Source organism: Lelliottia sp. JS-SCA-14 (assembly GCF_035593345.1).
GTDB lineage: Bacteria > Pseudomonadota > Gammaproteobacteria > Enterobacterales > Enterobacteriaceae > Enterobacter > Enterobacter wanjuensis.
The window spans coordinates 2356784-2370216 of the sequence record NZ_CP141606.1; the positions used below are offsets into that span (position 1 = coordinate 2356784).

The 13433-nt window shown below is 58.7% G+C and carries 9 protein-coding genes; 4 read left to right on the plus strand and 5 right to left on the minus strand.

The features are described 5' to 3' along the window. Positions 1-63: 63 nt before the first annotated feature. A complete protein-coding gene (gene hrpA / locus U9O48_RS11070) occupies positions 64-3966 on the plus strand; it encodes an ATP-dependent RNA helicase HrpA (protein WP_324724317.1) in 3903 nt (1300 codons plus the stop codon). A gap of 238 nt (positions 3967-4204) precedes the next feature. On the opposite strand, the gene U9O48_RS11075 is transcribed toward hrpA, so the two are convergent. From U9O48_RS11075 to U9O48_RS11090, 4 genes are all read right to left on the minus strand, one after another. Continuing rightward, entirely contained in the window at positions 4205-4561 is a 357-nt protein-coding gene (locus U9O48_RS11075) for a D-Ala-D-Ala carboxypeptidase family metallohydrolase (protein ID WP_324724319.1), read from the minus strand. A gap of 206 nt (positions 4562-4767) precedes the next feature. Continuing rightward, positions 4768-6141 (minus strand): efflux transporter outer membrane subunit, encoded by a 1374-nt coding sequence (locus U9O48_RS11080; RefSeq protein ID WP_324724320.1) that lies wholly within the window; start codon positions 6139-6141, stop codon positions 4768-4770. After that, positions 6138-7220 (minus strand): HlyD family secretion protein, encoded by a 1083-nt coding sequence (locus tag U9O48_RS11085; RefSeq protein ID WP_324724321.1) that lies wholly within the window; start codon positions 7218-7220, stop codon positions 6138-6140. Before U9O48_RS11085 ends, U9O48_RS11080 begins: the two co-directional genes overlap by 4 nt. Before the next feature lie 45 nt (positions 7221-7265). Further along, positions 7266-8918, minus strand: coding sequence for an MFS transporter (locus U9O48_RS11090; protein ID WP_390888245.1), 1653 nt, complete (start codon positions 8916-8918; stop codon positions 7266-7268). A 212-nt stretch (positions 8919-9130) separates the two neighbouring features. Here U9O48_RS11090 and U9O48_RS11095 point away from each other — a divergent pair, with 212 nt between their 5' ends. Further along, positions 9131-9925, plus strand: a complete 795-nt coding sequence (locus tag U9O48_RS11095; RefSeq protein ID WP_324724322.1) for a YdcF family protein — start codon at positions 9131-9133, stop codon at positions 9923-9925. A 197-nt stretch (positions 9926-10122) separates the two neighbouring features. Then, positions 10123-11562, plus strand: a complete 1440-nt coding sequence (gene aldA / locus U9O48_RS11100) for an aldehyde dehydrogenase (protein WP_324724323.1) — start codon at positions 10123-10125, stop codon at positions 11560-11562. A 38-nt stretch (positions 11563-11600) separates the two neighbouring features. Here aldA and gap read toward each other — a convergent pair whose 3' ends face one another. Beyond that, positions 11601-12602: a type I glyceraldehyde-3-phosphate dehydrogenase gene (gap, locus tag U9O48_RS11105; protein ID WP_282493135.1), complete on the minus strand. Its 1002-nt coding sequence runs from the start codon at positions 12600-12602 to the stop codon at positions 11601-11603. A 194-nt stretch (positions 12603-12796) separates the two neighbouring features. Between gap and cybB the strand changes: the two genes are divergently transcribed. Continuing rightward, positions 12797-13327 (plus strand): cytochrome b561, encoded by a 531-nt coding sequence (gene cybB / locus U9O48_RS11110; protein WP_282493134.1) that lies wholly within the window; start codon positions 12797-12799, stop codon positions 13325-13327. Positions 13328-13433 lie beyond the last annotated feature (106 nt).

Sequence of the window (13433 nt, forward strand, 5' to 3'; positions counted from 1 at the left end):
GTGGTACTCTATACCCATCATTCAAGTGAGATTTAGCCTGGCAGAGCACTGCCCCCTAACACTATGACAGAACAACAAAAATTAACCTTCCCGATGCTGATGCAACAGCTCGATACGCTGATGCTGCGCGACAAGCAGCGCTTCGCACGTCGCCTGCACGGGATTAAAAAGGTTAAAAATCCTGATGCACAACAGGCCATTTACCAGGAGATGGCGAAAGAGATTGAACAGTCAGCCGGGAAAGTCGTGCTGCGCGAAGCGGCACGCCCTAAGATTGAATACCCGCAAAACCTGCCCGTCAGCCAGAAGAAACAGGAAATCCTCGAAGCCGTGCGCGATCACCAGGTGGTGATTGTGGCCGGGGAAACGGGTTCCGGTAAAACCACGCAGCTGCCAAAAATCTGTATGGAGCTGGGGCGCGGGATCAAGGGCCTGATCGGTCATACCCAGCCGCGTCGTCTGGCGGCGCGTACCGTGGCGAACCGTATTGCTGAAGAGCTGCAAACGGAGCCGGGCGGTTGCATCGGCTATAAGGTGCGTTTCAGCGATCACGTCAGCGATAACACCATGGTCAAACTGATGACCGACGGTATTCTGCTGGCCGAAATCCAGCAGGACCGCCTGCTGATGCAGTACGACACCATCATCATCGATGAAGCCCACGAGCGCAGTCTGAATATCGATTTCCTGCTCGGGTATCTGCGCGAGCTTCTGCCGCGTCGTCCGGATCTGAAAATCATCATTACCTCCGCGACCATCGATCCGGAGCGCTTCTCGCGCCACTTTAACAACGCGCCGATCATTGAAGTCTCTGGCCGTACCTATCCGGTAGAAGTGCGCTATCGCCCGATTGTGGAAGAGGCGGACGATGTCGATCGCGACCAGCTGCAGGCGATTTTTGACGCCGTGGATGAGCTGGGCCGCGAAAGCCCCGGCGACATCCTCATCTTTATGAGCGGTGAGCGCGAAATCCGCGACACCGCCGATGCCCTGAGCAAGCGCGATCTGCGCCACACGGAGATCCTGCCGCTCTACGCGCGCTTATCCAATAGCGAGCAGAACCGCGTGTTCCAGTCCCACAGCGGCCGTCGGATCGTGCTGGCGACCAACGTCGCCGAAACCTCGCTGACGGTGCCGGGCATTAAATATGTGATCGACCCCGGCACGGCGCGCATCAGCCGCTACAGCTATCGAACCAAGGTCCAGCGCCTGCCGATCGAGCCGGTTTCACAGGCCTCGGCGAATCAGCGTAAGGGCCGCTGCGGTCGTGTCTCGGAAGGTATCTGTATTCGCCTCTATTCCGAGGACGATTTCCTGTCGCGCCCGGAATTTACCGACCCGGAAATTCTGCGTACTAACCTCGCATCCGTCATCCTGCAGATGACCGCGCTCGGTCTGGGCGATATTGCCGCGTTCCCGTTTGTCGAAGCGCCGGATAAACGCAATATCCAGGACGGCGTGCGCCTGTTGGAAGAGCTGGGTGCGATTACCACCGACGAACAGGTAACTGCCTACAAACTGACGCCGATGGGCCGTCAGCTGAGCCAGCTGCCGGTGGACCCGCGTCTGGCGCGTATGGTGATTGAGGCGCAAAAACACGGCTGCGTGCGCGAGGCGATGATTATCACCTCAGCGCTGTCCATTCAGGACCCGCGCGAGCGCCCGATGGACAAGAAGCAGGCGTCCGACGAAAAACATCAGCGCTTCCACGACAAAGAGTCGGATTTCCTCGCCTTTGTGAATCTGTGGAACTACCTCGGCGAGCAGCAAAAAGCGCTGTCGTCGAACCAGTTCCGCCGCCAGTGTAAGGTCGAATATCTCAACTATCTGCGCGTGCGCGAGTGGCAGGATATCTACACCCAGCTGCGCCAGGTGGTGAAAGAGCTGGGCATTCCGGTGAACAGCGAACCGGCGGAGTACCGTGAAATTCACGTGGCACTGCTGACCGGGCTGTTGTCCCATATCGGCATGAAAGACGCCGATAAGCAGGAATATACCGGCGCGCGTAACGCCCGTTTCTCCATCTTCCCAGGTTCTGGCTTATTCAAGAAACCGCCGAAATGGACCATCGTGGCGGAGCTGGTGGAAACCAGCCGTCTGTGGGGTCGCATCGCGGCGCGCATCGATCCCGAGTGGGTCGAGCCGGTGGCGCAGCATCTGCTGAAACGCTCGTACAGTGAACCGCACTGGGAACGCGCGCAGGGTGCGGTGATGGCGACGGAAAAAGTGACCGTTTACGGCCTGCCGGTCGTGGCGGCGCGGAAGGTGAACTACAGCCTGATCGACCCGGCGCTCTCCCGCGAGCTGTTTATCCGCCACGCGCTGGTGGAGGGCGACTGGCAGACGCGTCACGCCTTCTTCCGTGAAAATCTGAAATTGCGCGCAGAAGTGGAAGAGCTGGAGCACAAATCCCGCCGTCGAGACATCCTCGTGGACGATGAAGCGCTGTTTGAGTTTTACGACCAGCGCATCAGCCACGACGTGGTTTCTGCGCGTCACTTCGACAGTTGGTGGAAAAAGGCCAGCAAAGAGTCGCCGGACCTGCTCAACTTTGAAAAGAGCATGCTGATTAAAGAGGGCGCGGAGCAGGTCAGCAAGCTGGACTACCCGAACTTCTGGCATCAGGGCAACCTCAAGCTGCGTCTGACCTATCAGTTTGAGCCAGGCGCGGACGCCGACGGCGTGACCGTTCACATTCCGCTGCCGCTGCTCAATCAGGTGGATGAGGGCGGTTTTGAGTGGCAAATTCCCGGCCTGCGCCGAGAGCTCATCATTGCACTGATTAAGTCCCTGCCGAAACCGGTGCGGCGTAACTTTGTTCCGGCCCCGAACTACGCCGAAGCCTTCTTGGGCCGCGTCACGCCGCTGGAGCTGCCGCTGCTCGACGCGCTGGAGAAGGAGTTGCGCCGTATGTCTGGCGTGACCATTGACCGCGAGTCCTGGCACTGGGATCAGGTGCCCGATCACCTGAAAATCACCTTCCGGGTGGTGGATGACAAAAACAAAAAGCTCAACGAAGGCCGCTCGCTGACGGAGCTGAAAGAGGCGCTGAAAGGCAAAGTGCAGGAGACGCTCTCGGCGGTAGCGGACGACGGTATCGAACAGAGCGGATTGCACATCTGGAGCTTCGGCAATCTGCCGGACCATTACGAGCAGAAGCGCGGCAACTATAAGGTGAAAGCCTGGCCTGCGCTGGTGGATGAGCGCGACAGCGTGGCGATCAAGTTGTTTGATAATCCGCAGGAGCAACAGCAGGCGATGTGGCGCGGTCTGCGCCGCTTGCTGCTGCTGAACATCCCGTCGCCGATCAAATATCTGCACGAAAAGTTGCCGAACAAAGCCAAGCTCGGACTGTACTTCAACCCGTATGGTAAGGTGCTGGATCTGATCGACGACTGTATCTCCTGCGGTGTGGACAAGCTGATTGACGAAGCGGGCGGACCGGTGTGGACGGAAGAGGGCTTTGCCGCCTTGCACGACAAAGTGCGCGCCGGGCTGAACGAGACGGTGGTGACTATCGCGAAGCAGGTCGAACAGATCCTGACGGCGGTGTTCAATATCAACAAACGCCTGAAAGGGCGCGTGGATATGACCATGGCGCTGGCCCTGTCAGACGTGAAAGCGCAGATGGGCGGGCTGGTGTATCGCGGGTTTGTCACCGGGAACGGCTTCAAACGTCTTGGCGATACCTTGCGCTATCTGAATGCGATCGAAAAACGTCTTGAGAAACTGGCCGTCGATCCGCACCGCGATCGCGCGCAGATGCTGAAAGTGGAGAGCGTCCAGCAGGCGTGGCAGCAGTGGTTAAACAAACTGCCGCCCGCGCGCCGCGACGACGAAGATGTGCAGGAGATCCGCTGGATGATCGAAGAGTTGCGCGTCAGCTTCTTCGCGCAGCAGCTGGGAACGCCGTATCCGATCTCCGATAAGCGTATTTTGCAAGCGATGGAGCAAATTACAGGTTAAACCCCGCCCGGTGGCGCTGCGCTTACCGGGCCTACAAAACCGTCGTGGGCCGGGTGAGGTTTGTGCGGTCTGGTGCCCGGTGGCGCTGCGCTTACCGGGCCTACAAAACCGTCGTGGATCGGGTGAGGTTTGTGCGGTCTGGAGCCCGGTGGTGCTGCGCTTACCGGGCCTACAAAACCATCGTAGGCCGGGTAAGGCGTAGCCGCCACCCGGCTTTTTCTTCGGGCAGGATTGCAGCTTATCCTTTCCAGCGAGCCCGCTGACCGCGTACGTCGACGTGCGTGAACGTCTTATAACTTCCCAGCCCCAGCGTCTCCGGATAATGCTCATCAAACCAGCGATACACCGCTGACGGCGTACTTCCTGCAATCACAATATCCGCCGCGATCCCCTGTAAATGCTGGCTATTCGGCACTCCACCAACGGCTTTATTATGCGTCGGACACCGGCAGCCGCAGTTAATGGTGACAGGCGCATCGAACGCGCATCGCGCTCTTTCCAGCACCGCGATAAGCTCCTGCGAAATACTCATAAAACCGCACCCGCACCGGCATGCAAACTCGCTGGTGCTGAAATGTTCAGAAAGATTCCCCATGTGTGTTCCCCGTCGATAATCTCAATACCAGACAGAGTACGCGGTGAAAGAAAACAGAAGGGGGCAATAGGCAGGCGCGGGAGGGCATTAAATGATGAGCCCGGTAGGCCGGGTAAGGCGTAGCCGCCACCCGGCGCAGAGGTGAGGTTCGTGCGGTCTGGAGCCCTCACCCCAAGCCTCTCCCACGGGTGAGGGAGATAATGCTTTTACCTCCATCCCCCGCCCAGCGCCTTATACAGATCAATCTGCGCCAGCAGCAGATTATTTTTCACCTGCACCACGCTGGTTTGCACTGAGAACAGCGTGCGCTGTGCGTCGAGGACGTCCAGATAGGACGAGTACCCGTTGCGATAGCGATTTTGTGCGATGCGCAGGGTCTCTTGCGCTACGTCCTGCTGTGCTAGCAGCTCGGTCAGCTGTTCCTGATAGCGCGTGATGGCATCCAGACTGTCGTTCACTTCCCGGAAAGCGTTGCGCACGGTTTTTTCATAGGCGTACAGCGCCTGATTGCGCTGGGACTGGGAAATATCCACCTGCGCGTTCAGCGCCTGGCGGTTCAGCAGCGGTGCCAGGATACTCCCGCCAAGACTCCAGAGCTGCAGGGGGTTATCCAGCAAGCCCGGCAAAGTGCGATCCTGTACCGATCCCGTGGCGGTGAGGTTGATCGACGGCAACAGGCTGGCGCGAGAGGCGGCGAGCGAGGCGTCGGCTGCAATCAGCTGGCGTTCCGCCTGCACGATATCCGGGCGGCGATTGAGCAGCGACGAGGGCAGCTGTGACGGGAGTTGCAGCGGCGTCAGCGAGCTGAAACTGTCGCTGCGCGCCACCTCGCCGGGATTGTCTCCCAGCAGCTGACTGAGGGCATTTTCCTGCACGGCGATCTGGTGCTGAAGCAGCGGGATCTGCGCTCGCGTGGATCGCAGTTCGGAGTCGGACTGCATCAGCTCCAGCCGTGAGCTGTAGCCCGTTTCAAACTGGCGTTTAGCCAGCGCCAACGCATCTTCCCGCGATTTGACCGTCGACTGCGTCACGCGCAACTGCTCATCCAGTGAAAGCAGGGTGACATAGCCCGACGCCACCGACGACGCGACCGTAAGATCCGCGGCGGCGGCTGCCGCTTTTTGTGCTTCCAGCGTGGCTTCGGCGGCATTCGCGGTACTGCGGTTAACGCCCCAGATATCCACGTCATAGCTGGCGGTGAGACTGCCTTTGTACAAGGTGCTGTAAACCGGCAGCCCGGTGGCGGCGGACTGCGCACGCGCCCGGGTGCCGCTCACGCCTGCATCGAGCGACGGAAACAGGCTGCTGTCGGCGGCGTAAACGCGCGCCTGATATTCGTTGATCCGCTCGCGGGCAATCAGCACGTCGCTGTTATTTTGCAACGCCCGATCGACGTAGCGGTTGAGGTGGTTATCGTGAAAATTTCGCCACCACAGCTGTTCTGCCGGGCTGGCGGGGCCGGTGGCAGCGCGCCACTGGGCCGGGATTTGCAGCGAGTTTTTCGCCGGGGCGACATCTGCCGACTGACACCCGGCCAGCCACAGGGCGACGAGGGCGCAGGCCACGGGACGAAGCGTCATTCTTTCGCCTCCCGCGTGTCAATGTTCACCTGCACGGACATCCCTGGGCGCAGCAGGGCGGTCTCTTCCGGTTTGCCGAGCACTTCAATACGCACCGGAATTCGCTGGGCAATTTTGACAAAGTTGCCGGTGGCGTTATCCGGCGTGATGGCGCTGAACTCCACGCCGGTCGCCGGAGAGATACTCTGCACGCGGCCCTGATACTTTTTATTGTTCAGTGCATCGACGGTAAAGGTGACCGATTGCCCGACGCGCAGATCCGCCAGCTGCGTCTCTTTGATGTTGGCGATGACCCAATGCTGCGGCGGAACCAGCGTCGTGAGATGCGTTCCGGCGGTGACGTACGCGCCGAGACGCACGGCAATCTGCCCGAGCTGACCGTCGCGCGGGGCGATAATCCGCGTGTTCTGCAGATCGATCTGCGCCAGCTCCAGCGCGGCTTTCGCACTCTCGACGTCCGCTTCCAGCGAGCCGCGATTGACGATCACGGTTTGCAGATCCTGACGCGACATTTCCAGCGTGGCTTTGGCCTGGTCGATATCGGCGCTGCCCTGAGCGGCGCTGGCGAGAGCCGCGTCGCGCTCGCGAATGGAGAGCGAACCGTCGGCGGTGAGATCCTTCACGCGCTTTAAATCTGCCTGCGTTTTCAGGCTCTGGGCACGGGCGTTTTTCAGCGCCGCGTCGTTGCGGGCAATCACCGCTTCAGCGCTTTTCCGCTGCTGGAGATTGTTTTCCAGCGCCGCCTGTTTCATTGCCAGCTGGGCCTCGGCCTGATGCACGCGCTGGTGGTAGATGCGGTCGTCAATCTGCAGCAGCAGGTCGCCTTTTTTGACCTGCTCGAAATCCTGCACCTTCACTTCGGTGATGTAGCCGTTGACCTGCGGACTGATAAAGGTGGTCTGCCCGCGCACGTAGGCGTTATCGGTAAACTGGGTGTGACGCGTGAAAGGCGGCAACTGCCAGGCGTAGAGGATCACCAGTACCCCGACGATGCCGATGGCTGCCGCGGTAAAAATAGAAACAATGCGCAAGTTATTGCGGGTGTTGGCCTGCTCTTTGGCGGCATCCTGCTGACTCATAACGTCTCCCGGGGTAAAGCCATGTTCATTATTGATTTTCTTCTGTTATTTGGTGCCCGTGGCGCGTTTTAGCGCCATCCGGGCGGTGATTCTCAGGCGCAGCAAGCGCCACAAAATCCAGACCAGCGTGGCGGTGGCAATCCCCGCCGTCAGCATATAGGTATCGTTATAGGCCAAAATATTGGCCTCCAGCGTGGTGACGGTTTGCAGCTGCAGCACGGCCTGAGTGCCAAGCAGGGCGCTGTCGCCAATCAAATTCTGGTACATCTGGCTGTACATTTGTAGCCGCTCGTTGACCAGCGGATTCAGCGTGGTGAGCTGATCGGCTAATAAACTGGAGTGATATTTCTCGCGCCAGGTCTGAAAGGTGCCGAGGATCGCGGAACCGAGCAGGCCGCCCACATTCTGGCTCATGCCAAACAGCACCGAGAAGCTGACCAGGTTGCGCGGATCGGCAATCACGCCGCCAATTCCCGCCAGCATCGCCGGGGCGAGGAAAAACGCGCTGCCAAAGCCGAGCAAGAACTGGCTGAGCATCAGCTGATCCGGGCGGGTTAAGCTGGTGGACTGGCTGTCGAGCAGGGAGGCGACAATCATCAGCAGCAGGGAGGTGACGATCGGCCAGGCCAGTTTGGTCGGCTTAATGGTCAGACAGCTGGCGACAATCCCGCAGGCGATCCCGGCGAAGATCGACCAGGCCAGGTGGGTCATTTGTTCGTTCTGCAACCCGACATACTGCAGCCAGCCGATCACCCCGGTGTTTTGCTCCGCCAGCACGATGCGGATCAGCAGCATAATCAGCCCCAGGCGCAGAATGCTGCCGCTGGAGAGCCAGCGGGTATTGAGCAGCGGGTTGCTGCGGTTGTGTTCAAAGACGATGGCGGAGAGGATCAGCACCAGCGAGGCCGCCAGCGCCCAGCCGATCCACGGCGCTTCAAACCACCAGTCGAGACGCCCGAGGGACAGCACCGCGCAGAGCAGCGCCATGCCCGGTGCCAGCAGGAAGAAGGTGATGAAATCTTTCTTCTCAAAGACTTTTTTTCGATCGCCGGGCGGGAGTTTCAGGGCGATCACGCACCCGAGCGAAATCAGCGCCAGGCCGAGCTCGAAGAAATAGAGCCCGCGCCATTCGTCGAGCTGCAACAGTTCGGTGGAGAACAGGCGGGCGATGGGGATGGCCAGCGAGGAGCCGGTGATCCCGATGGTCAGCGCTTTAAGACGATGTTTCGCGGGCCAGGCCTGAATCTGATAGTAAATGCCCAGCGAGCTCAGGGCGGCGGCGACCATCCCGTGAGCGGCGCGGACCATCAGCGCGGAACTCAAATCGTTGACGAACAGGTGGAAAAAGGTCACCAGCACATAGAGCACCAGAAACCCTTCCGTAAAGGCGCGCAGCCCGAACTGCTGGCGAAATTTCACCAGCAGCAGGTTGATCGAGACGTTGGTCATCACGTAGACGGCGGGAAGCCAGGCGATCTCCGTCGACCAGACGGCAAAAGTGCCCTGCAAATTTTGCAGGTTGGCGGCGACCATCGCGTTGCCGAGCGCACCCGTCAGGCAGACCAGTAAACCCACCACGCCATAGGCCACGCGTTTTGGCGTGCTGTGAAGGGGTGTCGAAGGCGAACCGAGCAGGGCGGGTTTCTCATGTGGCTGCCACTCGCGAGGAGCATAAGGATCGCGTTGAGGCAGGCGCATAACGTCAGTTACCTTTGGAAAAATTGAATAGTTAGTGGGCTAACGATTCTACCTGTGGCAGAAATCATAATTCAAGTGAATATGAAATAGTTCATTAAATCAAATATGATTGCCGCCATCTGCGGTAACGGGCGGGCGGCTTTCGGAGAGATCCTCTGTTTCGTCACGACATACGCGTTACTCTGAACATAACCTGATGTAAGGAGGTCACGATGACGCTTAACCTTTTTCCCTGCCTGCCCGAGGCAACCCTCGCGGCGGTCAATAAGACCGGTGAGTGGCTGGCGCAGGACGATTATCGTCACGGCCAGCCGTTTGATGCTGTGATACTTGCCGGGAACGCGGTGATCCCGGCCATCGACGCCGCCTGCCGGGTCGCGTCTGAGCAGGCGATTCCGCTGATCATTAGCGGGGGTATCGGCCACTCGACGACTTTTCTGTATGCGGCGACGGCTCGTCACCCGCGCTATAACACCGTTCCGACCACCGGACGCGCAGAGGCGGCGATTCTTGCCGATATCGCGCGCCAGTTCTGGCACATTCCCGATGAACGGATTTTGATTGAAGACCAGTCCACCAACTGCGGAGAAAATGCGCGGTTTAGCTGGAACATGCTCAAACATCATGCGCCAGTCCCGGAACGCCTTCTGGTGGTACAAGACCCGACGATGCAGCGTCGTACCATGGCGACCTTTGCGCGGGTGTGCCGCGACGAGCGCGTGCCGCCACACTTGACCAGCCATCCGGGCATTATTCCGCGTCTGCAAAACAGCGACGACGGTCTGGTGTTCAGCGGTGGCGGCGAGGGGCTGTGGCCGGTGGAGCGCTATCTGTCGCTGGTGCTCGGCGAACTCCCGCGCCTGCTTGATGATGCCAACGGTTACGGCCCGGCGGGGCGCGACTTTATCGCTCACGTGGATATTCCGCCTCGCGTCGAAGCCGCCTGGCAGATTTTACGCCATGACACCACGCTCACCGAGGCGCTGGTCAGCCGTTCCCTTCTGTAACCTTTGCCCGTTTGCGCAGCCTGCGTCGCAAACGGGCATTTTATGTTGCTCGTCTGTAATCAAAATGTTTTGCTGACGCGATTCTTTTTTGAGATATCTCACAAAAACAGCGCGATACCATGAGTCTCCTGAAACCTCACTGTAATTTTTAACAATAATTTCACGTGTTAAAAACAGTGCAACCACAGGAGCAGGTCATGACAGTACCCGTACAACATCCTATGTATATCGATGGACAGTTTGTTGCCTGGCAAGGTGACGCCTGGATTGATGTCACCAATCCGGCCACCGAAGAGGTCATTTCCCGTATTCCCGATGGGCGTGCCGAAGACGCCCGCAGAGCGATAGAGGCTGCTGACCGCGCGCAGCCGGGCTGGGAAGCGCTTCCGGCGATTGAGCGTGCGAACTGGCTGCGCAAAATCTCCGCCGGGATTCGCGAGCGCGTGAGTGAAATCAGCGCCCTTATTGTCGCCGAGGGCGGCAAAATTCAACAGCTGGCGGAAGTGGAAGTCAATTTCACCGCCGATTACATCGACTACATGGCCGAGTGGGCGCGTCGTTACGAAGGCGAGATTATCCAGAGCGATCGTCCGGGCGAAAATATTCTGGTCTTTAAACGCGCCCTCGGCGTGACGACCGGCATTCTGCCGTGGAACTTCCCGTTCTTCCTGATTGCCCGCAAGCTGGCGCCTGCGCTGCTGACGGGCAACACCATCGTTATCAAACCGAGCGAATTCACGCCGAACAACGCCATCGCGTTTGCCAAAATCGTCGATGAAATTGGTCTGCCGAAAGGGGTCTTTAACCTGGTGCTCGGGCGCGGTGAAACCGTCGGCCAGGAGCTGGCGGGCAACCCGAAAGTGGCGATGGTCAGCATGACCGGCAGCGTCACCGCCGGTGAGAAGATCATGACCGCCGCGGCGAAAAACATCACCAAAGTGTGTCTGGAGCTGGGCGGCAAAGCGCCTGCGATCGTGATGGACGATGCGAATCTGGAGCTGGCGGTGAAAGCGATTGTCGACTCGCGCGTCATTAATACCGGGCAGGTGTGTAACTGCGCCGAGCGCGTGTATGTTCAGAAAGGTATCTACGACCGTTTTGTGAACCGTCTGGGTGAGGCGATGAAAGCGGTGCAGTTTGGCAATCCGGCGGAGCGCACAGATATCGCGATGGGCCCGCTGATTAACGCCGCGGCGCTGGAACGCGTCGAGCAGAAAGTGGCGCGCGCGGTGCAGGAGGGGGCGCGAGTGGCGCTCGGCGGCAAGGCGGTGGAAGGCAAAGGCTACTACTATCCGCCGACCCTGCTGCTGGATGTGCGCCAGGAGATGAGCATCATGCACGAAGAGACCTTCGGCCCGGTGCTGCCGGTGGTGGCGTTTGATTCTCTCGAAGACGCGCTGGCGATGGCGAACGACAGCGAGTACGGCCTGACCTCTTCGGTGTATACCCAGGATCTGAACGTGGCGATGAAAGCCATCAAAGGGCTGAAATTCGGCGAGACCTACATCAACCGCGAAAACTTCGAGGCGATGCAGGGCTTCCACGCGGGCTGGCGCAAGTCGGGTATCGGCGGGGCGGACGGGAAACACGGTCTGCATGAATATCTGCAAACTCAGGTGGTTTATCTCCAGTCGTAATATTGTGATTAGCGGGCAGCGAGGCTGCCCGCAACCAATTAAAGCGCGGCGAACTTATCCAGCGTGCGCACCAGTTGGGTGACAAAGCCGTACTCGTTGTCATACCAGGCCACGGTTTTCACCAGCTGTACGTCTCCCGCCTCGGACACTTCCGTCTGCGTGGCGTCAAAGATTGATCCAAAGTGCGAGCCGATCACATCTGAGGAGACGATCTCCTCGTCCGTATAGCCAAAGGATTCATTGCCCTCGGTCGCTTTTTTCAGCGCGGCGTGGATCTCATCGACGGTCACCTTTTTCTCCAGAATCGACACCAGCTCGGTCACCGATCCGGTTTTCACCGGCACGCGCTGGGCGTGACCTTTCAGCTTGCCACTGAGCGCCGGGATGACCAGCCCAATCGCTTTCGCCGCCCCGGTGGTATGCGGAATGATATTCTCCGCCGCCGCACGCGAGGCGCGCAGGTCTTTCCCGCGCGGGCCATCGACCAGCGCCTGGGTGCCAGTGTAGGCATGGATGGTGGTCATGGTGCCGACCTTAATGCCGAAGGCGTCGTGCAGCACTTTCGCCAGCGGAGCCAGGCAGTTAGTGGTGCAGGATGCCACCGAAATAATGGTGTCGCTGGCGTCAATGGTGTCGTCGTTGACGTTAAAGACGATGGTTTTCATCTCGCCAGCGGGCGCGGAGATCAGCACTTTTTTCGCCCCGGCGTCGAGGTGGGCTTTCGATTTCTCCTCCGAGGTATAGAAACCGGTGCATTCCACCACCAGATCCACGCCCGCCGAGGTCCATGGAATGTGTTTGGCCTCTTTTTCGGCGTACACGGAGATCGATTTGCCATCGACAATCAGCGAGTCTTCGGTGAAATCGACGCTCCACGGGAAAGGACCGTAGTTCGAGTCGTGTTTCAGCAGATAGGCCAGCACTTTGGGGGAGGTGAGATCGTTAATCGCCACGACGGTGTTGCTGTCCTGAGTTTCAAGCAGACGGCGCAGGACGAGACGCCCGATGCGGCCAAAACCATTAATGCCAATTTTACTCATGGTTGACTCCTGTATGAACTGAACGATGCGACAGTTTGAAAACTCCTCCAGGCTTAGACCATGACGGCGGGTGAGGCAATTGAAGATGATTCATGCGCGGGCGAAGTTTTTGAAAAACCATAAAGAAAAGTTAATGAATTTTTAAGTAAAGCCCGTTATGTTGACCCTTTGTTCGACTTTATCCAGGAAATCATATGCGTAATAAATATACTGGCCTGCAAATTGGCATTCACTGGCTGGTGTTTCTGCTGGTTATCGTGGCCTACGCGGCGATGGAGTTACGCGGATTTTTCCCGCGCACCGCGCGTCCGGTGATCAATATGATTCATGTTTCCTGCGGGATTTCGATCCTGGTGCTGATGGTCGCGCGTCTGCTGGTGCGCCTCAAATTTCCGGCACCGCCGATTCAGCCTAAGCCAAAACCGATGATCACCGGGATGTCGCATCTGGGGCACCTGGTGGTTTATCTGCTGTTTATTGCGCTGCCGCTCATTGGCCTGGTGATGATGTATAACCGCGGCAACCCGTGGCTGGCCTTCGGTCTGGTGATGCCGCACGCCGCAGAAGCGAATTTCGACTTAGTCGACACCCTGAAATCCTGGCACGTGACGCTGGCAAACATCGGCTATTTCGTTATTGGGATCCACGCCTTTGCGGCGCTGCTGCACCACTATTACTGGAAGGACAATACGCTGCTGCGCATGATGCCGAAAAAGCGTTCCTGATAGTCTGCCAAACCCGCTTCCGAGAGCGGGTTTTTTGTCTGCGTTGCCGTCAAACATCCAGAAACAGATTAAGTGAATAAACATTCGCTCTTAAGGTGGGCTTTAA